Source organism: Rhodanobacter sp. MP1X3, from assembly GCF_014207165.1.
Lineage (GTDB): Bacteria > Pseudomonadota > Gammaproteobacteria > Xanthomonadales > Rhodanobacteraceae > Rhodanobacter.
The window spans coordinates 73,167-93,791 of record NZ_JACHCO010000009.1; the positions used below are offsets into that span (position 1 = coordinate 73,167).

The 20,625-nt window shown below is 60.0% G+C and carries 18 protein-coding genes; 5 read left to right on the forward strand and 13 right to left on the reverse strand.

Annotated elements, in window-relative coordinates; all coding sequences use genetic code 11:
• Nucleotides 1-12 precede the first annotated feature (12 nt).
• On the forward strand, nucleotides 13-819 hold the full coding sequence (locus tag HDE79_RS19630; RefSeq protein ID WP_184604597.1) for a CHAD domain-containing protein: 807 nt from the start codon (nucleotides 13-15) through the stop codon (nucleotides 817-819).
• Nucleotides 820-837: 18 nt separating this feature from the next.
• On the opposite strand, the gene HDE79_RS19635 is transcribed toward HDE79_RS19630, so the two are convergent.
• On the reverse strand, nucleotides 838-2,799 hold the full coding sequence (locus HDE79_RS19635; protein WP_184604598.1) for a serine hydrolase domain-containing protein: 1,962 nt from the start codon (nucleotides 2,797-2,799) through the stop codon (nucleotides 838-840).
• A 331-nt stretch (nucleotides 2,800-3,130) separates the two neighbouring features.
• Here HDE79_RS19635 and HDE79_RS19640 point away from each other — a divergent pair, with 331 nt between their 5' ends.
• Together HDE79_RS19640 and HDE79_RS19645 are read left to right on the forward strand one after the other, a co-directional pair.
• Nucleotides 3,131-4,192 (forward strand): hypothetical protein, encoded by a 1,062-nt coding sequence (locus HDE79_RS19640; protein ID WP_221440270.1) that lies wholly within the window; start codon nucleotides 3,131-3,133, stop codon nucleotides 4,190-4,192.
• Nucleotides 4,193-4,614: 422 nt separating this feature from the next.
• Nucleotides 4,615-4,842 (forward strand): hypothetical protein, encoded by a 228-nt coding sequence (locus HDE79_RS19645; protein WP_184604600.1) that lies wholly within the window; start codon nucleotides 4,615-4,617, stop codon nucleotides 4,840-4,842.
• A gap of 5 nt (nucleotides 4,843-4,847) precedes the next feature.
• On the opposite strand, the gene HDE79_RS19650 is transcribed toward HDE79_RS19645, so the two are convergent.
• From HDE79_RS19650 to miaA, 12 genes are all read right to left on the reverse strand, one after another.
• Nucleotides 4,848-6,068 carry a GAF domain-containing sensor histidine kinase gene (locus HDE79_RS19650; protein ID WP_255488524.1) on the reverse strand — a complete coding sequence of 407 codons (1,221 nt, stop codon included), beginning with the start codon at nucleotides 6,066-6,068 and terminating at the stop codon, nucleotides 4,848-4,850.
• A 237-nt stretch (nucleotides 6,069-6,305) separates the two neighbouring features.
• On the reverse strand, nucleotides 6,306-7,802 hold the full coding sequence (locus HDE79_RS19655; RefSeq protein WP_184604602.1) for an amidase: 1,497 nt from the start codon (nucleotides 7,800-7,802) through the stop codon (nucleotides 6,306-6,308).
• Nucleotides 7,803-8,069: 267 nt separating this feature from the next.
• On the reverse strand, nucleotides 8,070-8,324 hold the full coding sequence (locus HDE79_RS19660; protein ID WP_184604603.1) for a hypothetical protein: 255 nt from the start codon (nucleotides 8,322-8,324) through the stop codon (nucleotides 8,070-8,072).
• Between the two features lie 35 nt (nucleotides 8,325-8,359).
• A complete protein-coding gene (locus HDE79_RS19665) occupies nucleotides 8,360-8,848 on the reverse strand; it encodes a DUF6496 domain-containing protein (protein ID WP_184604605.1) in 489 nt (162 codons plus the stop codon).
• Between the two features lie 183 nt (nucleotides 8,849-9,031).
• On the reverse strand, nucleotides 9,032-9,397 hold the full coding sequence (locus HDE79_RS19670) for a nucleotide pyrophosphohydrolase (protein WP_184604607.1): 366 nt from the start codon (nucleotides 9,395-9,397) through the stop codon (nucleotides 9,032-9,034).
• A 79-nt stretch (nucleotides 9,398-9,476) separates the two neighbouring features.
• Nucleotides 9,477-11,912 carry a DNA/RNA helicase domain-containing protein gene (locus HDE79_RS19675; protein ID WP_184604609.1) on the reverse strand — a complete coding sequence of 812 codons (2,436 nt, stop codon included), beginning with the start codon at nucleotides 11,910-11,912 and terminating at the stop codon, nucleotides 9,477-9,479.
• Nucleotides 11,913-12,096: 184 nt separating this feature from the next.
• Nucleotides 12,097-13,389, reverse strand: a complete 1,293-nt coding sequence (locus HDE79_RS19680; protein ID WP_184604610.1) for an adenylosuccinate synthase — start codon at nucleotides 13,387-13,389, stop codon at nucleotides 12,097-12,099.
• A gap of 92 nt (nucleotides 13,390-13,481) precedes the next feature.
• Nucleotides 13,482-14,351, reverse strand: coding sequence for a protease modulator HflC (hflC, locus tag HDE79_RS19685; protein ID WP_184604612.1), 870 nt, complete (start codon nucleotides 14,349-14,351; stop codon nucleotides 13,482-13,484).
• On the reverse strand, nucleotides 14,348-15,433 hold the full coding sequence (hflK, locus tag HDE79_RS19690) for an FtsH protease activity modulator HflK (RefSeq protein WP_184604613.1): 1,086 nt from the start codon (nucleotides 15,431-15,433) through the stop codon (nucleotides 14,348-14,350). The genes hflC and hflK overlap by 4 nt, the downstream gene beginning before the upstream one ends.
• Nucleotides 15,434-15,617: 184 nt before the next feature.
• A complete protein-coding gene (gene hflX / locus HDE79_RS19695) occupies nucleotides 15,618-16,985 on the reverse strand; it encodes a ribosome rescue GTPase HflX (protein WP_184604615.1) in 1,368 nt (455 codons plus the stop codon).
• 57 nt (nucleotides 16,986-17,042) lie between these two features.
• Entirely contained in the window at nucleotides 17,043-17,324 is a 282-nt protein-coding gene (gene hfq, locus HDE79_RS19700; protein WP_184604617.1) for an RNA chaperone Hfq, read from the reverse strand.
• A gap of 185 nt (nucleotides 17,325-17,509) precedes the next feature.
• Nucleotides 17,510-18,457: a tRNA (adenosine(37)-N6)-dimethylallyltransferase MiaA gene (miaA, locus tag HDE79_RS19705; RefSeq protein ID WP_184604619.1), complete on the reverse strand. Its 948-nt coding sequence runs from the start codon at nucleotides 18,455-18,457 to the stop codon at nucleotides 17,510-17,512.
• 164 nt (nucleotides 18,458-18,621) lie between these two features.
• Between miaA and HDE79_RS19710 the strand changes: the two genes are divergently transcribed.
• Nucleotides 18,622-19,353: a hypothetical protein gene (locus HDE79_RS19710; protein ID WP_184604621.1), complete on the forward strand. Its 732-nt coding sequence runs from the start codon at nucleotides 18,622-18,624 to the stop codon at nucleotides 19,351-19,353.
• 119 nt (nucleotides 19,354-19,472) lie between these two features.
• Nucleotides 19,473-20,495: an L-threonine 3-dehydrogenase gene (gene tdh / locus HDE79_RS19715; protein ID WP_184604841.1), complete on the forward strand. Its 1,023-nt coding sequence runs from the start codon at nucleotides 19,473-19,475 to the stop codon at nucleotides 20,493-20,495.
• Nucleotides 20,496-20,625: the final 130 nt, after the last annotated feature.

Below are 20,625 nucleotides of genomic sequence, written 5' to 3' on the forward strand. Positions count from 1 at the left end.
ATCGTCCGATTCATGAATGCCGATACGCCACCCGTGACAGGCACTTTTCTGGCCGCCCTCGCCCGCAAGGAGTGCAAGGCTATCGCCAAGGCACTGGGCAACAGGAAGGATCGGCACCGCGGCATCCACGAGGCACGCAAGGCCATCCGCCGCCTGCGCAGCCTGCTCGCGCTGGTCAGCGATGCGGTTGGGCACGAAACGGCCAAGATCGACATCGCGCTACGAAATCAGGCCAAGCGCCTCTCGGCGCTGCGCGATTCGCAGGTCGTCGTGGCGATGGCCGAAAAGCTGGCGATTGGTGACGAGACGGGTGAATGGGCGATCGCGGCGCAAGTGCTGGCCGTGCAGCGAGACCTTCTCCTCGAAACCGAGCTGAACAAAGATCCTGCGTTCGCTCGGCGTACCGCCGCGATAGGTGACATCGCCATCGTGTTCGACAAGTTGCGCTGGAAACGCGTCAGTCAGAAATCGCTGCAGCTATCCATCAAGAAAAGCCATCGCCGGGTCAACAAGTCCGAACACGACGCCGCCGAACAGGGAACCCCCGCCAGCCTGCACCGCTGGCGACGACGCGTGCGACGTCTGCGACTGCAGCTGAATACGATTCATGCACTGAACCGACTAGCCGGCAGCAAGATTCAGACCAGCGATACGCACAAAAGCAAGTCCGCCAAGGCACTGGCCCGCCTCGCCGATCAGCTGGGCTGGCGGCAGGACATCCAGGTACTGCGCGCCGCGCTCAAGACCTTTCCCGATCCACGCATTCTCGCCAGCCTGCGCAAGCGGCTGCGCCTGGAAACCAAACTCGCACGCTACTGATCAACCTGCGCATGCGGGTCAGTAGTTCAGATGCACGTTGAGCAGATGCAGGCTGAAGGCAAACCAGATCGCGGCGAGACAAGCAATCAGCAATAAGAGACTATTCGTCTTGCGCCACCAGCCGCTCGGCTGGCGCCACGCGCAAACGGCATTCATCGCCACAGCAACCGTGCCGAGTATCGCCAGCACACCAATCAGCTGAATCAAGCGCAGCGTGCCATCGAATGCGTTGTTGAAATGAGCGATGCCGATATTCAACTGCAGCAACGCCAGCAACCAGCCAGCGGCAAACAGCAGATGCAGAATCGCTACCACTCGGCTGAGCCGGTACCAGCGCCGAGCCGCGCCGATAAGCGCAAAGGATTTGCCGCAGCGATAGCGCACCAGCGCCGCGACAGGCCAGAGCAGCGCCGTCAGCAGAAACACCAGCAGTGACAAATACAGCAGCGGCAGATTCCATGCGGCTGACTGCCAAAACGATACCGGCATCCACACCGCCACCGGCGATGCCTCATCGAACGAAATCCAGCGCACCTTGCCGTTCTGCGTCAGCGCGCCCAGATGGCTGTCGCTGGCATCGTCCAGCCATAGAAATGGTTTCACCTCGCGCCAGTGTCGCGGCTGCCCAGCCATATTCTTGAAGTCCGGCGTGATCAACGTGCCGTCCGGTGTCATGAAAATTTTCGGCTGCGACAGCAGATTGCCGATCGACAGAAAATTGTCGAACGACCCGCGGCTGCCGATATAGCGACCGGCCAGCAACATGCCATGCGCCCGTGCCGTACCCAGCGTCGGCTGCGGTAGTTGCGGCAACGCTGGAAAATACCGGTCGGTGAAGGCTTCCAGCAGCTGCTTGCGCAGGCCACCGTCCTTGTCGCCGTCGATCGAGACGAAGATGCCGACGTTCTGCTGCAGAAAAAGCATCATCCCGCTGTGGAACAGCTCGGTATCGCCACCGTGGCCAATGATGGTCTGGCCGTTGCGATCCATGTGATAGAAACCCAGCGCCATCGGCATCAGCCCCGGCACCGAATAGTGCGTGAAATCGTGCATCGCCTTTGCCGTCTCCGGCCGCAGAATCTGCACGTTGTTGTAAGTGCCGTTCTGCAGGTGCGCGATCATGAAGCGCGCCATGTCCTCGCCGCTTACCGACATGCCACCGGCCGGGTCGCTTACCACCATCTCGAACGACTTCGGCGGTGTGCTGGCCGATGCATAACTCTTGGCCATATCACCCTTGAGATTGGCCGGCAGCGGCTGGCGGAACGTGGCGTGTTGCATGCCTAGTGGCTGGTAGATGTGCTGCTCAATGTATTCGTCGAACGGCTGGCCGGAAACGCGCTGCACGATATAGCCGGCGAGCGCCGCACCATAGTTCGAATACGCTGACACTTCGCCCGGCGCAAATACGCGCTCGGGTATCCACTCCTTCAGCCACGCCTCGTTGCTCATCGGCAACTGGTCATCATGCGAAAACAGATTCTTCAGCGTCTCCTCGAAGCCCGGCGTATGCGTCATCAGGTCGCGCATCGTGATCGGCTTGCCGTCGCGTGGCGCGATGGTGAAATCCAGATACTGGTTCACGTCCGCATCGAGATTGAGCTTGCCCTGCTCGACCAGCTGCATCACTGCCGTCCACAGGAACGTCTTGGAGATCGAGCCCGGACGAAACAGCGTGGTTGCCGGATCGACCTTTTTATTCGCCGCAATGTCGGCGTAGCCATAACCCCTGGACACAAGAATCTGGCCATCCTTCACCACCACCACGACCGCCGCCGCCAGATTGTTCTTGGCCAGTCCGTAGGGAAACAGGCCATCGAGCCATACACCTGAATCGTCCGCCGTCAGCGGATGGCTGCCGATCGTCACCGGAATATTCGGCTTCGCGTCCTTCAGCGGTTTGATCTGGATCTGTGCGGCGCCAAGCGATGCGACCAGCAGAAGCCCCAATGCGACAAAGGTGCGGACGATGCGTTTCATCACAGTGCAACTCCAGCGGAAACGGGGACAGTGTGAGCATACGATGCCCGATAGCGTCAAAGCCTAGCATCGGCGAAGCGTCTACGATGCACCGCGATACCGCACACCGCATCAAACGCGCTCAGACCGCGTTTCGCCTGAGGGAAACTTCCGATAGGACTCAACCCATCAGGTTTATGAAGGCAGGCAATATGCTCTGGCAACGCTCCTTCTCCCACGCGTTGAACATGCTCTACGCTGACTAGACCAAAGCCTTTGATGACGCCTCATGCATGCTCACGGTTTGAGTTCCATTGTTCGGCTTTTTCTTCGCACCGTTATCGGCATGGTAATGCTTGGTTTGCTGCCGATAGCGGCACATGCGGCCTCAGTACCTTCTTGCCAGCAGCAGGCATCCAATGATTGCTACTTTTCGTTTCAACCCGCACCGGGTTCGGGGCAGCTGCACTACTACGCATCGCAATCAGCGGAAGCTGCTGCGGGGCCAGCTGAACCCCGTTCGGCACTGATCGTGATCCACGGCCATCCGCGCGATGCCAACATCACATTCAATGCAGCGCTGGCTGCATCAAGCTTGGCTAACTCCAGGGAAAACCCCGTCGTTATCGCGCCGGTTTTCCAGGTATCGCCTGATGAAGCCAGCAAGTGTTCGACAGCCGGCGTTCCCACGGCGCAGACCGGCGATCTTCTATGGACCTGTGCCAGCTGGCTGGATGGTGGTGAAGCTGACAACGCACGCGGCATAACCTCGTTCACCGCATTGGATGCGCTAGTCGTTGAAGTCACGCGACGGTGGCCAACGGTGCGCGTGGTAACGATCGCTGGCTTCTCCGCCGGTGCGCAGATGGTGCAGCACTACATTGGCTTTGCGGCAGCGGATGTTTCCAGCAAGGTAACCATCCGTTACGTCGTCGCCGATCCGGGAACGTGGCTATATTTCGACGGTGTACGACCTGTCGCAGATGGGGATACGACAAGTGGATCCACTTGTGCAGATGCGAGCTGCCGCTTCCATCTCGCTCCACCGATCAATGCCTGCCTCACCGTCAATCAATGGAAATACGGCACTGATGGATTGCCTGCTTCACTAAAGCGCGCAGCATCAGTTGCACGCGCGCATTACGCCAGCGCTGACATCTTCTATCTGGAAGCTGCACAAGACAGCGGTACCGGCAGAGGTACGTACTCGCACATCCTCGACAAATCCTGCGCCGCCGAAGCGCAGGGCAGTTTTCGACTGCAGCGCGGGCTGGCTTACGCTGCGTACGATCGCCAGCTTCTCGCGCCGAACAAGCATCGAGCCGTCGTGGTTATCCCCGACTGTGCGCATGATGTGACCTGCGTATTCACGTCGCCTACGGCACGTGCGGCGCTGCTCGGTCCATCGCGCTGAAGTACTGCGTTAGTGGATCAGTGGTTGGCCGTGTCCACCATGCAACTGCTGCGCACAAATGTTTCGAGGCCGACTATTTGCTGCACTGCCGCGCGCCTGAACCGTAGCCACATTTGTAAAGAAGCGGCGAAGACAAGTGCCTGAACAAGTCCGAGAATCAGGACAGCCCGTCGCATCCGTCGTCAGAAGCACTGATCGAATACGCTGATTCGATCCCGGACGTCGATCGGGCCGACATTGCCAACACTGTATGCTGCTCAGCGCCAATCGATTATTCATCAACACAGAAATCAGAAATGCCTCTTCGTGATGAGTGATCTCTATCACGCTTTATGCGTATGCAACACACTTGGCCCTCACGCCAGCAATGCATCGACTATCTCGATAATCGCACCGCACGTGGTGCTCGAGGATAGTGAGCCATGATTTTTTACGAGATTCCCTACGAACAGGGGAACACACAAACGTGGCATCTGGATGGATTGGCCGAAGGCCGCAAGGACTTCGATTCCCGTGTCGCTGCACTTGCGTTCGCGATGCAATCAGCCAACGCTGCCGTCAAAAAATGTGGTGACCAGGCGTGTATCGCCATTCAGGGTGCCGACGGCAATTGGCGCACGTTCGGCCCTGACATGCTTCCGTTCAAATAGTCTGCTCAGACTATTTGAATCACCGGTTCATCGGACACATCAGGAGATGGCAACGCAGGAATGCGCAGCGTGAAATGCGTCCCTTGGCCAAGGATGGACCGCACCTGCACCGTAATACCCAACGCCTCGGCCGTCCGCTTGACGATCCATAGGCCCAAGCCATGTCCTCCGGACCTCTCCTCCCCTTGCCGGAAAGCCTCGAACAGCGCATCGATGGCTTCGTTCGCCATGCCGATACCTGTATCGATGATATGCAGCGCGACGTGATCGGAGTGACGGCGGCAACCAATGACAACCCGTCCGCCCGCTTCGGTGTACTTCACCGCATTGGCCACCAGGTTGCCAACCAGCGTTTCGAGTTGGGCGCCGTCACTGATCACCCGCAGGCGCGTACGCATCACGCGAAAGCGAATCTCCTTGTGTTCGGCGGCCGGCGAAAAATTGGCACTGATATATTCAAGAATATCGCCGAGGTTTGTATCGGCGAAATTGGCCAACGTAAAAGTCGCCTTGACACTAGCCGCAATAAGCATGCGATTAAGGCCATTTTTGATGGTTTCCATACCGACATCGGCCAGCTTCAGGCGCTTGATCTGCTGCGGAGCCGCGTCCGGCAACAGGCTCTGCACCGAAAGCGATGCGACAAACAGCGGCTGGCGCAGTTCGTGCGCTGCATTCGCCAACAGGTGGGCACGGTAGTCACTGCTACGTTCGCTGTTCTTCAGCATCTTGCGTAACTCAAGCAGCAGCATTACCTGACGCGCCAGCATGCGCAGCGTGTCTATCTGCTCAGGCGTCAAGATGCGCGTGATCGTATCCACCACACAGACCGTACCCAATGAGACGCCGTCCGCCGTCGTGATCGGTGCGCCGGCATAAAACTTCAGACCGGGATCGTCGGTGAACAAGGGGTTGTTGGCAAAGCGTGCGTCGACACTGATATCGGGGATAATCAACACATCATGTTCCAGCATGACATGCATACAGATCGACGCATTGATCGGCGTCTCCGACCCACCCATTCCGATCTCTGATTTGAACCACTGCCGCTCGGCGTCAATCAGGGTAATCGACGCCCTCGGCGTGCCGCAGACCATCGACGCGATGCGAGCGATATCGTCAAAGGCTGCCTCACGCGGCGTGTCCAGAATATCGTAGGAATGCAGTACCGATAGTCGCCGGGATTCAACCAACGGCGGCAAAGTTGGCGTGGAATATTGTTTCAACAAGCCCCCCAAAAGGTCATCCGAGAAATTTTGACAGCTCGATCCATTTCGCCACAAGGCGATACGTCACTTTAGACGTCCACCTGTATTGTCTGTTTTCTGGAAGTGTTGTTGATGTGATGATGCCAGAAGCGAAGAACAGTCTGTAGCTCGCGCTGAAGATCAGCGCCACCATCCGATCTTCAGCGCGCTCACCAACGGCAGTGGTACTTCGCCATTAGGGATCAGGGATCCGCCTTACTGCAGCGGCGGCCTGCACTCACTCCACGGCTGCGCCTGCTCCAGTTGCGCGGCCAAGCGCAACAGCATCGCCTCATCACCAAAGCGCGCCACAAACTGCACGCCATAGGGTAGTTCTGCGCCACCCGTTTCTGCCGGTGCCCAGTGCAGTGGTACCGACATGCTCGGCGTGCCGGTGAGGTTGGACAGCTGGGTAAACGGTACGCGCTGCAAACTCGTCGCCACCAATTTGTCGACCATGCCACTTTTGAAAAGCAGCTTGCCCGCGCCCAGCGCCAGCACGATTTTTGCCGCGACCTGCTGCAGCGGCGGCGTGGCCAGTTCACCGATGCGGTTGGGTGGCTGCGCCGCTGTCGGCGTCAGGTAGAGATCGTAACTTTGATGAAAACGACCCAGCGCACGCGCATAGTCGTTCCAGCGCGCGCGCTGATCTACATAATCACCGGCGCTAAGCGTACGACCGAGTAACGCGAGCACACGCGTCTCCAGTTCGAACGCCTCGTTACCTGCGCCAGTGAGGCGCCTGGCCTGCGCAATACTCGCCGCCGCCTGGCCGAAATACATGGTGATGAAACTGCGCGCCAGCGCCTGACCATCGACCTCGGGCTGGGCAGGCTCCACATCGTGGCCAAGTTCGGTGAGCAGCTTTGCCGTGCGCATCACCGCCTGCACGTATTCGGGATGCACCGGTGTACCCAGTGGTGATTGCACGCTGTAGCCAATGCGCAGCTTGCCCGCCGGCCGCTGTATCTCTTCCGCGTAAGAGCGCTCGGGCGGTGCGATCGCGAATGGCGCGCCGACGTCAGCGCCAGCAATGGCATCGAGAATGCGCGCCGAGTCGCGCACGCTGCGCGTCAATGCATGCTGACTCGATGCGCCATCCCAGAACTCGCCATGCGCCTGCCCGCTGGGCACACGACCACGCGAAGGGCGCAACCCAAACAATCCGCAGTAAGACGCAGGAATTCGAATCGAGCCGCCACCATCCGACGCACCCGCTGCCGGCACGATCCCCGCAGCCACGGCCGCCGCCGCACCGCCGGATGAACCACCGGGTGTGCGGTCGAGATCCCACGGGTTGCGCGTGGGGCTGCCCCAGATCAGCGGCGCGGTCTCGCCCTTGAACGCAAACTCGGGCGTCGACGTCTTGCCGAAGATCACCAGCCCCGCATCGAGAAACCGCTGCACAATTTCTGCATGCCTGGTCGGCGTCCAATGGCGCAGCGCCCTGCTCCCGGCTGTGGTCGGCACGCCGGCGTAATCCTGCGCAATGTCCTTGATCAGAAACGGCACGCCGGCGAACGGACCCTGCAAAGACATCTTTCCCCGCTCGCGCGCCATCGCATCCATCGGAATGCAGATCGCCGCAAGTTTTGGATTCACCTCGGCCGCTCTTGCCATCGCAGCCTCCAATACCTCCGTCGACGAAACATCGCCGCAGGCGATCAGCTCGGCCAGACCGCTCGCGTCGTAGCGGGTGTATTCCTTGAACATGGGCGCCTCATGAAAACGGGATGGCGTGGATTCAACTCAACGCAGATTACACAGGTTCCCTTTGAAGTGCCTTTGATCGCTCAAACAATCTTGTTCGTGCAGGGTCTGCTGCACATCGATTGCACAGACCATGCGTATGCATCTAAGGTCAAAAGGCAAAACCGGGTCGCACCGAACTTTCATATTGCTTCACGCTGGTCGTTAATGAGGAACTCTGACCTCACGCGTCGGCACCGCATTTGCTAGCCATACGATTCCTTCCGCACGTCACGACGTCGCATCACCCGTCTTGCCGGGAATCGGTGGTTTGCTGATCGGTGTTTCCGGCACGCCGCCCGGCGTGATCACCGGCGCCTTGCGTGGGTCGCTTGGTTCGGGCCTGGTCGGTGGCGGAGAATACGGATGTGGAACCGGTGGCTCTTGCTGCGGCAATGGGGGCCGCGGGCCATTCGGATCAACCGGCGGATCAATCGGTTCGGGATGACGCGGTATCGGAATTTCACCGGGTTGCTGCTGTGTCACGTGGTTGCTCCTCGACAGAACATCGGTCGGGTCGTTCAATCGGCTTTCTTGCGCGTGCGCGCAGCCTTTTTCGCGGCGGCGGATCGCCCTGCTGCACCCTTCGTCTTCACCGCCTTTTTCGCGGCAGCCGAACGCGATGCAGCCGTGCGTTTGGCACTGGCCTTTTTGGTTTGCGCAGACAGCGCCTTGATGGACGCTGCGATGTGGCCTTCCTTCTTCAGCGCCTTGGTGATCGCCTTCGATCGTGTGGCCGACGGCTTGTGCGGATGCTTGCCCGCCTTCGTATCCTGCGCGGCCTTTTTCTTTACCGTCTTGCTGGCTGTTTTCGACACCGGCAGTTTGATGCCGTCACGCCGCGCCTCGGACAGACCAATCGCAATCGCCTGTTTGGTCGAGCGCGCACCGTGCTTGCCCTTGCGGATATTTTCGATCACCTCATGCACATACTCACCCGCCTGCGTACTAGCGGACTTGCCCTCGCGCTTGTCCTTCTTCGCTGCAGCGCGTGCTTTCTCAATAGCCATGGCAATGCTCCCGCTTGTGACGTCGACTAGCGACAGTGCTCCGATTTAGCGCGTAGTGCTGTCGATGGCGTGTCAATCGTCTATCTGACAATTAAGCCGCCGATTTCTCTACCTTAAAAAAACCGCTACAAATACGGTGACAAGGTGAGTCATTGCAAATCATCGACTATTGAATCTCCACCTCTAGTCATAATCGGTGTATTTGCGCGCATCACCACGAACTTTCTCAGCCGGATACTTCACTCGATTCAGCGCAATTTTTTCCCGAACTGCCGATGACAAATCAATATCCAATCGGTCCGCGAAGCGAATAAGATAGATAAACACGTCCGCCACCTCGTGGCGGACGTGTTCGAGTTTCGCGGCACTCAACTCGCCGCTTTCACCCGTGGCAAGCCACTGGAATGGCTCAAGCAACTCGGCCGCCTCGACGCTTAGCGAGACTGCAAGGTTCTTCGGAGTATGGAACTTTTCCCAGTCACGCTCGCGAACGAATTCACGTACAAGATCCCGCAACTCGCCAAGAACATCCACGGCATGTTCGCTCATTCTTGAATAACTCCCATTGTTACGTTTGCATGCGTGGCCATAGAAGTTTTATGGTTGAAAGTGAAACCACTTCGGTGGTTCAAACCAAAGTAAGCACTAAGATGGCGATGATCCGCGCCTGGTCGTCATCATGGAGATCGATGCTGATCGCTTGATAACGCTCATCCGTGCTATCCGGTCTGAGTGTGACCGACTCATAGACGATACCGCTGTCATCCTCATGCTTGCGTGCATCGTATATTTTCAGGGTATAGCGGCCGCTCTCGTCCGGGTCGCCAAGTTCACGCCGCTGCGCAAGTACGACCTTCCCTTGTCTACTCCCCCTCATGCTCGTTGTGAATAGCGCCCATGTCCCATTGGGCACTCTGCGGTTCATCGAATCACCTACGACTTGCGCAACAAATTGTCCTGGCTGCGGACGAATATGGTCTGGCAGGGTTACCCATTCCAGCGCATCCTCTTCCAATGACTGAGCATCGCTGAAATCGCCCGCGGCGATCTTTAGGTCAAGTAACGGCACCGCATTTTCCCAAGGGCGAACATCCCTTCCCGGCAGAACCTGAAACGGCCTGCTATCGAACATGGGTGTCTCGGGAACCATCTCCCGTATGGGTTTATCAATCGACAGTTTCGGTGCAAGCCCAAGATTCTCGATACGGCTACGCACGAACTTCTCGGTCTCCCGATCCTCGAAGTAGATGTAGCAGCCCTTCATGCCACGAGACAACAAGACACGATACGTGTTCTTGACCAGAGCCAGAAAGCCCTCCGCACGACGCTTTACTTCTCCATCCTGCGAGACGGCGCGATCTCCGATCCACTCGCTGGTCGCTGGATCGTATCGAAGATCCCTGCCCCAGATGACCCCGACGTAGTCGAACTCGAACCCCTGTGCCGTATAGATGCAGCCGATCTGCTCGATCCCTGCTGCATCGTGGGCCCAGAAATCGGATTTGGGAATGCCTGCGGGTAACCCTTTCATATCCGCCCGTGCATTCCATGGGCGCTCGAAGTCGCCGATCTTGACGTCTTTTTCAAGCTGGCCGTCGGCTGCGAGAGTTGTCGACCAAGGCCAGCAATAGCCGGCGACCAGGCGGGCCGAATGACCCTCGGCTGCTTTGCCGCGGATCGCGGTATCCAGGATCTCGGGACTCTCGACAATCAGGATCTCGAAAGTTTCCTGCGCCTGATCAAAGATCGGATGAGCTGTCTTGCGCACGCTTAGGGTATTGTCCACCCAACCCACGAATGCCTCCGATCCCGAGCAGCGAAACTGCGCCTCGAGCCGGCTCTCGTGCAACATGCATTGCTGGCGGCTCGCAAACTCCCGAATCAGGGTTGAAGTACCGATTTCGTTAGGACGAACTACTTGCTGGTCGTCCACCAGGAATACAGTGACCTTGGCCGATTCAATCAATTCCTGCATCTGCGGTCGTTCGGACTTGTCCGCTTTCTTGGTAAATCGATGGTTGCTGGTGGAGCGTATGCGATGTGCTTCGTCGCAGATCAGTACATCGATGTCGTTATGCGACGCGTGTACGAAATTATTGAAAAACCTGAATTGCTGTCCCGCTCGGGTTCCAACAATCTTCTGCAACGTCCTGGTAAACGCTTTCGAACCGGTGGCATGCTGCGCATTGAGCCCCTGGGTCGACAACTCCGCAAGCAGATTGAGCGCCAGCACCGATTTACCCGTGCCTGGGCCACCGTGTACAAGAAAGACATGCTTGCGATGATCCCGCACCGCGGATTCAACAGCCGAGCGTACCTGACTGAAGATAATCTGCTGCTCGTCGAGCAAGACAAAGGCCGGCTCCTGCCTGATCACCTGCCCCACATGCGCCAGCAGCTTCTTGGCCGGACGATAACGGCTATTGACGATGCGGCTCAACGCTTCTTCGCCACCATCCAAGCCGAGATGATCGACAAGATGCTCTGCCAAGCGCGTCGTATCGCCCCCTGTAAACACGGGGACCAGTCGGCGAACCGCCTCAGAACGCTCGTCAAAAAGCGGATCGACACCTTCGGGGTGATAGTTGTGAAGGTAGGCGCAAGCATCCAGCGAGACCCTGTCTTCACCCTGGAAAGCTTCGTGCATATCTGTCAGATAGCGTCGATACTGATTAGCCTGCACCGACGGATGCAATACGTCACGGTGGCTGCCGCCGACCCAGGTGCGCAGCAGATCATCCGCACTGCCCAGCTCCGACTGACTCCATTGCTTCAGTTCAACGATCACACCGCGTTGGCGCTTTCCGTGGCTGCCGGTGATCAAGGCATCGAGTCGACGAGAAGTCAGTGGCAACTGAAACTCAAGCAGCACACCACTGTCTCTCAGCTGCCCGATTTCAATGACGCTAGCCAGCGACTTCAGGGAATTTTGCCAGGACTGGAATTCGCCAGGAGAAGGGCGATACCTGAAGTGCTCAAAGAACGCGTCAGATAGGCGCAAGGCTATCGCATTATGTGTTGCGGCTTGTACGAAATTCCCTGCCATTCCTGCGTACAGCTGCATGCTCGCTCCTAGGTAAACAGCACAGCTCTGGCTGCGGCGCTCGTGCACTTTCCAGTATCGGGAAGCATACGACAGGTCCGGAATTCATCGTTCCTTTTTCGTTGCATCCTTAGACTTTCGCGCAGAAACAAAAAAGCCCCGCGACGCGGGGCTTCTCTGTTCAACCATTACCTCAAGCTCGTGCTCAGGCAAACGGATCATCCAGCACGATGGTGTCTTCGCGGTCGGCGCCGGTGGCGACGAGGGCGAGTTTGCAGCCGGAGAGTTCTTCCACGGCGCGCAAGTAGGCGCGGGCCGCAGGCGGCAGCTGGTTCCAGTCGCGGATGCCGGCGGTGGATTCCTGCCAGCCGGGGAATTCCAGATAGACCGGCTTGCACTCGTCCCAGCCGTCCGCATCGAGCGGGGCCAGTTCGCGACGCTTACCGCGGTACTCGTACGCGATGCAGACCTTGATGGTGTCCAGGCCGTCGAGCACATCGAGTTTGGTGATGGCCAGGCCATTGATGCCGTTGATCTGGGTGGCACGCTTGAGCGCGACCAGATCGATCCAGCCGCAGCGGCGCGGACGGCCGGTGCTGGCGCCAAACTCGTTACCGACTTTGCGCAGGCGTTCGCCCATCTCGTCGTTCAACTCGGTCGGGAACGGACCGCTGCCGACGCGCGTGGCGTAGGCCTTGCAAATGCCCAGCACGTAGTCGATATCGCTGGCGCCGACGCCGGTACCGGCCAGTGCGCCACCGATCGTGGTGTTGCTGGAGGTGACGTATGGATAGGTGCCGTGATCGATATCGAGCAGTGCGCCCTGCGCGCCTTCGAACAGGATGTTGCCGCCGCTCTTGCGCACGTCATGCAGGATGGTGGCGACGTCGTCGACCATCGGGCGGATGTATTCGCCCCAGGCCAGCGCGTCCTTGAGCACGGTGTCGTAATCGACCGGCTCGGCCTTGAGCCACTGGGTGAGAATGAAGTTGTGGTAGTCGACGGCGGTTTTCAGCAGCGTCGGCAGTTCGTGCGGATACATGAGATCGGCTACGCGGATGCTGCGGCGGGCGACCTTATCCTCGTACGCCGGGCCAATGCCGCGACCGGTGGTGCCGATGGCCTTGCCGCCAGCGGCGATCTCGCGCGCCTTATCCACCGCGATGTGGTACGGCATGATCAGCGGCGTGGCCGGGCTGATCTTGAGGCGCGAGCGCACTTCGACACCATTGCCCTCAAGCTCGGCGATCTCTTCCATCAGCGCGGCGGGCGACAGCACCACGCCGTTACCGATCAGGCACAGCGCGTCGTCGCGCAGGATGCCTGAAGGGATGAGATGCAGCACAGTCTTTTTGCCCTTGATCACCAGCGTGTGGCCGGCGTTGTGGCCACCCTGAAAACGGGCGACGGCGCCGACGCGCTCCGTCAGCAGGTCAACGATCTTGCCCTTGCCTTCGTCGCCCCACTGGGCACCCAAGATAACTACTGACTTACCCATGATTTTCTCGCTCACGTTGGTGTTGCCCGCTGCTGGGGCGACGTCATTGATACGTTTTGCAGCCCGGCAAATTGCGCCAGTATGATGTTGGCTCAGCGCTTCGGCGACGGATCGTCGAAGTAACGCAGGAATTCCGAATCCGGCTTGAGGATCAAGACGCCCTTGCCGTTCTTGAATGCGGTGCTGTACGCAATGAGGCTGCGGTAGAAGTTGTAGAACTCCGGGTCCTGACCGTACGACTGCGCGTAGATGGCGGCGGCCTGGGCGTCACCGTCGCCGCGTACTTTTTCGGCGTCGCGCTCGGCATCGGCTTTCAGTACGACGATCTGGCGATCGGCATCGGCCTGGATCCTGGTTTTTTCTTCCTGTCCGGCCGAGCGTAGCTGGTTGGCGACCTGCACCTGCTCGGCGCGCATGCGCTTGTAGACGGCGGCGTTGACCTCGTCCGGCAGGTCGATGCCCTTGATCCTCACGTCGACCACTTCCATGCCGAGGCTCTTGCGCGCAGCAGCGTCGGCCAAGGTACGCGACTGCTCGGTAATCTGCTGGCTGCCGCCGTCGATGATCTCGTCCAGCTTGTGCGCACCGAACTGCGCGCGCAGGGCGTCGTTGATCAGCGGCATCAAGCGCTGCGCGGCCTGCAACGGATCACCGCCAGTGGCACCGTAATAGGCGGTGGCATCGGCAATGCGCCACTTCACATAGAAGTTGACGTTGACGCTTTTCTTTTCGGCAGTGATGTACTGCTGCGGCTGCGCATCGAGCGACAGAATGCGGTTATCGAATTCCACCACCTGCTGCATCAGCGGAATCTTGGCGTGTAGGCCCGGCTGGTAATCCGAACGCAGCACACGGCCAAACTGCAGCAACAGTGCGCTATGCCCCTGCTTGACCACGAACAGGCTGTTGAGTCCGAGGATGATCAGCAGCGCAATGACAGCAGCAATAATGATTCTGTTCATGGCTGCTTGCCCTTGTCGTCGGTTACCGGTGCATCGACGGATGCCGGCACAACCGCGTTGACGGTGGCCGACGTCGCTGGAACCGTGCTGGTGGTATCGCCACTAACCGCCGGCAGATTGATGATGTTATGCCCACCGGAGCCGTCGACGACCTTGGTGTTGTTAGCCATCACCTGCTCCATGGTTTCCAGGTACAGACGGCGGCGGGTGACTTCGGGCGCGCCCTTGTATTCCTTCAGGATCAGGTTGAAGCGGGTGGTATCACCCTCGGCGCGGGCGATGCGCTCGGCCTTATAGCCTTCGGCGTCGGCCGCGATACGCGAGGCGTCGCCGCGGGCGATGGGCAGCACTTTGCTGGCGTAGGCCTGGGCGGCGTTTTCGCTGCTCTGCTTGTCTTCGCGGGCGTTGTTGACGTCGTCGAAAGCGTCTTTCACGTCCTTCGGCGGCGCCACGCTCTGGAAGCTGACGTCGCTGACCTGCATGCCTGCGCTATAGGCATCCAAGGTTTTCTGCACAGCCTGCTTGGCCTGCCCCACCAGCGGCGTGCCGCCGCCAGAAAGAATCTGATCCATGGTGCTGCCACCGATCACGCTGCGCACGGCGGCTTCGGCTGCCGTCTGCACGGTGCCGTCCGGATCGTTGAGCGAGAACAGGTATTTCTGCGCATCGGTCACTTGGTATTGCACGGTGAAATCCACCGCGATGATGTTCTCGTCGCGTGTCAGCAGGGTGACCTTGTCGTTGACCGAGCGCACGCGGGCGATGTCGACCTTTTCGACCGACTCGAACGGCTGCGGCAGCTTGAGATGGAAACCCGGGCCGAGTGTGCGCGAGTAACCGCCAAAACGCAGCACCACGCCAACCTGGCGGGCCTCGATGACGGTGTAGCTGCTCAGCAGCAGGCCCACAACCAGCAGCACGATGACACCCGTGATGAGGTTGCGCGACATCTGCTTGGGTGAGCCGAGCAGCTTTTTGGCCTGCTTGAACAGATCGTCGAGCGGCGACTTGCCGTCCGGCTTGCGGTTGTTCTTGCCCCACGGATCACGCTTCTGCCCGTCGCCGGGTTCATTCCATGCCACTGTCAGTCTCCTTGGAGGCGGGAGGCCGGCAACCACGGCCGGAACACACGTTGAGGGGGATAGCGCATGTGAGGTCGCCAATACTGTCGAAACGGGGTGCTGCCCGAAAGGTTTTTGGCCGCACAAACACCGTGGATTCTACCAGAGTGTGTTGCCGTCGTCCGCGACCTTGGGGCTCAGTGGCTTACGGCGAGGGTGCCTCGGCCAGCAGTTCACGCAATAGCTGGGTCTCGGTGGCATCGCCGCCACTGAGCGGGGCGATAACGCTGCGCGGGGCATCGATGCGCAGCTGCCAGCCATGCTCGTCCACCGTTTCACCGGTGATCGCACCGGCTGCCTTGAGCCGAGCGTGCAAACGACCCGCGGAAAGCGGCAGCTGCAGACCAGACTGAATACGCTCGCCGCCGAGCAGCTCGCCCAGCGCCTGACGCAGCAGCTCGATGCCCTCGCCCGTGACAGCGGACAGCCAGACCCGCGTCGGTTTGCCGGCGGCGTCGCGATCGATGCGCGGTGTGATGCTTGATGGCAAAGTACGAGCCACCGCCTGATCATCACCCGCGGAGTCGCCGGGCAGACCTTGTACCAGGTCGATCTTGTTCATCACCTGCAGCTGCGGCAGGCCGCCGGCATCGATTTCTTCGAGCACGGTGTCGACCACGTGATGCAGGCGGTCGCGCTCGTCATCCGAGGCGTCGCACACGTGCAGCAGCAGATCGGCATCGCGCGCCTCGGCCAGAGTGGCGCGGAAAGCGGCGACCAGATCGTGTGGCAGCTCGCGGATAAAGCCGACCGTGTCGGCCAGCACGGCCGGGCCGCAGGTCAGGCCTTCCAGCTTGCGCACGGTGGGATCGAGCGTGGCAAACAGCTGATCGGCGGCGTAAACCTCGCCCGTGGTCAGCGCATTGAACAAGGTGGACTTGCCGGCGTTGGTATAACCGACCAGCGCCACGCGCGGCACGGTGTTGCGCAGACGCGCGCGGCGCTGCTGGGTGCGCTGGGTCTGCACTTTTTCCAGCCGCTTGGTAAGCATCTTGACGCGCTCGGCGAGCAGCCGGCGATCGAGCTCGAGCTGGGTTTCACCCGGGCCGCGGTTACCGATAGCGCCGCCGCGCTGGGCATCCAGATGGGTCCAGCCGCGCACCAATCGGGTGGCGATGTGCTTGAGCTGGGCCAGCTCCACTTCCAGCTTGCCTTCGTGCGAACGCGCCCGCTGGGCGAAAATGTCAAGGATCAGGCCGGCGCGGTCGACCACGCGAATACCCAGGTGTTCTTCAAGGTTGCGCTCCTGCACCGGCGTCAGCTCGTGATCGACCAGCACCAGATCGGCACCAACGGCCCGCGCAGCCTCGGCTACTTCGTCGGCCTTGCCGGTGCCGATGAAATAGCGCGGGTTGGGATTCTCGACACGGGCAGCGATGGTGCCGAGCACCTCGGCACCCGCCGACTTCACCAGCTCAGCGAATTCTTCGCCACGACGCACCGTATCGTGCTCGGCACGGGAGTGCGGCAGCACAAGCAAGGCGCGATCGCCTCTTTTCTGTCTATCAAACACGTGTGGGTGTGGCCTAGTGGAAACCTACCCACTTCATGCGGGCTGACGCCCCGTCAATCAAGCGCCGGTGTCAGCCGAGGACGCATCGGCATGGCCGTCGTGACCATCCGGGCCATCGTGGCCGTTGCCGATCTTGACGTTGCGGCTGGGCACCACGGTGGAGATGGCGTGCTTGTAGACCATCTGGCTGACCTGATTGCGCAGCAGCACCACAAACTGGTCGAACGACTCGACCGTGCCCTGCAGCTTGATGCCGTTGACCAGATAGATGGCCACGGGCACGCGCTCGCGACGCAACGCGTTCAAAAACGGATCCTGCAACGATTGTCCCTTGGACATTTCTTATTCTCCCCTTGGTGCGACCAGGTCCGAGAAAAAACGCCAAAGGCGCCTCGGCCCAACATGACCTTGATCTTAACCGCTTTTAAATGTCTGATGAAAGGGGCTTTTTGCGTAGGGGACCGCATACTGGGGAAGTGGCACGCCTGCGGATTTTCACGATGCTCCCGATTGAGCCGAATTGCCTAGGGAAGCTGCCCCAGAAAAAGCTGCACGGCATCAACCGCGCGGGCAAGCAGATGCGGTCGATCCGGATCGAATACGCGAGCACCCACATCGCTGCGCAGCCAGGTGATTTGCCGCTTCGCGAGCTGGCGGGTGGCGAAGATCGCACGGTCGCGGAACTCGGCGGCATCAATGGCACCCTCCAGGTGTTCCCAAGCCTGCCGATAGCCGACGGCGCGGATGGCTGGCAGATCGGCGTGCAGGTCACCGCGGGCACGCAGTGTTTGCATCTCGTCGAGAAAGCCCTCAGCCAGCATCGTGTCGAACCGCTGTGCAATGCGCGCATGCAGCACGCCTCGATCCTCCGGCAGCAGCGCCAGCTTGAGCACGCGCCAGGGAAAGCGCGTATGGCCGCGTTGCTGGAGTTCAGATAGCGGGTGGCCAGTAATTTCGATCACCTCCAGCGCCCGTTGCAAGCGTTGCGCATCGTTGGCGCCGATGCGCAACGCGGCCGCTGGATCGAGCGTGGCCAGACGCGTGTGCATGGCCGGCCAGCCGATCTGCTGCGCTTCGGCGAATAGTCGTGCACGCACAATCGGATCGGCATCGGGTAGATCGGAGAGCCCCTGCTGCAGGGCGCGGAAATACAGCCCCGTGCCACCGACCAGCAGCGGCACCCTGCCCCGCGCGCTGATCTGCTGCATCACCGGCAGCGCATCGGTGGAAAAGTCGGCAGCGGAATATGGCTGCGATGGCTCGCGGATATCGATCAGCGCATGGGGATAGCGCGCCAGCGTGGCTGCATCCGGCTTCGCCGTGCCGATGTCCATCCCGCGATAGACCAGTGCGGAATCCACGCTGATCAGGTCAAGCGGAAAGCGTTCGCTCAGCTCGCACGCCAGCGCGGTTTTGCCCGAGGCGGTGGGACCCATCAGAAAGATGGCAAGCGGGCGCTGATCGATGGGCATCGACGCATTGTAAAGGTCTGTTACGCAATCGATGCACCGTCAACGGATGTCCCGGACCGGGCGTTTGCATGCTTTGCTATACGTTCGTACTTATATCGAGGCGCGCGCCATGCCTGCATCAGGCGTGACGGGAACGATCCGACACCATCATCACGAAGCCGCCCATGTCATTGTCGAAGTCGCTATGCCTCTCTTTTTTGCTACTCGCTGGCACCATGCTTGCCGTGATGGAACGTGCGCGGGCTGCATCGCCGGCCCTGCCTGATTTCAGCGGCATCTGGCGATTGAATGATCAACAGAGCGATAGCCCGGAGGACATAGCCGCACGCCTGCGTGTCGAGCGAAAACGTGAAGAAGCCGCCGCCCAACTGCCGGCCAGCGCCTCGTCAAGCAGCACCCCCGCGGCAAGCACTGCTTCCAATTCGCAGGGCGGCCGTGGCGGCGGCGGACACGGCATGGGAGGTGGTGGTGGCATGGGCGGAGGTACGGGTGGTGGCGGCCACGGCCACGGCGGCAACCGCAACCAGAGCAAGGCAAGCAGCGACGGCACGTCGCCGATCGTCGATACACCACCGCCCCTGCTTGCCAACGACTCCATACTCAACGTGCAGCAGGACGCGAAACACGTGCAGGTGGCGCTGAGCGACAGCGATCGACTGGAGGCCAGGCTCGATGGGGTCGCGCAGCAATCGCTCAATGGCGGTGCGGTGGTGCAAACGCGTAGTTACCCTGATGGCCTGCTGATTACCATGCAGTTCGATGGCGGCACGCATCTGGACCAGTACTGGGTGAAGTCGTCCGATGGCCATCATCTGACGGTGACCGAGCAATGGACCACGCCAACGGTGAAGCAACCCATCGTGTTTAAGCGCAGCTACGACCGCCTGGATATCTGAACCTTCGCAGGATTTGTTGACCAATGATGCGGCGCATCAGGGCGCCGGAAGGTCGAGGCGATCTATAATTCGAGATTGCCTTCACTCCCATCCCTGGATCTCCCATGCAGCAGCAGACAATGAAAGCCCTGGTCAAGCGCAGGCCCGAACAGGGTATCTGGATGGAAGAGGTACCGATCCCCGAGATCGGCCCCAACGAAGTACTGATCAAGATGGAAAAGACCGCGATCTGCGGCACCGACCTGCACATCTATAAGTGGGACGAGTGGTCGCAGCGCACGATTACGCCAGGCCTGACCATCGGCCATGAGTTTGTCGGTCGCATCGTCGAAATGGGCCCCGGCGTCACTGGCTACAAGATTGGTGACCGCGTTTCGGCCGAGGGGCATATCGTTTGCGGCCATTGCCGCAATTGCCGCGGCGGGCGTACGCACCTTTGCCCGAACACCGTAGGCATTGGCGTGAATCGCAACGGCGCATTCGCCGAATACATGGCCATGCCGGCCTCGAACCTGTGGCCGATTCCGGATCAGATTCCGTCCGAGTTGGCCGCGTTTTTTGATCCCTATGGCAATGCCGCGCACTGCGCGCTGGAATTCGACCTGATTGGTGAGGACGTGCTGATCACCGGCGCCGGCCCGATCGGCATCATCGCCGCCGGCATCGCCAAGCATGTCGGCGCACGCAACGTCGTCGTCACTGACGTCAACGACTATCGCCTGAAGCTGGCCGCCGATATGGGCGCCACACGTGTAGTCAACGTCTCCAAGCAGTCGCTGAAGGAAGCGATCGCCGACCTGCATATCGAAGGTTTCGATGTCGGTATGGAAATGAGCGGCAACCCGCGAGCCTTCGGCGACATGCTCGACTGCATGTACCACGGTGGCAAGATCGCCATGCTCGGCATCATGCCGCGCGGTGCGGGCATCGACTGGGACAAGGTGATCTTCAAGGGCCTTACGCTGCAGGGTATCTACGGCCGTCGCATGTACGAGACATGGTACAAGATGACTCAGATGGTGCTGACCGGCTTTCCGCTGCAGAAGGTGCTGACGCACCAGATCGCCATCGACGATTTCCAGAAGGGCTTTGACCTGATGGATGCTGGCGTATGCGGCAAGGTGGTTTGTTCCTGGCACTGAGTCGGGCGCTTTAATCCCCAACACAACACCCCGCCTTGACGGGGTGTTGTCGTTTTGGCTTTAAGAAAAAGCGCACTGGCAAGCGGACGAGCAACACGCAGCGGGCGTAGAGTTATCATCAGGATGTCAG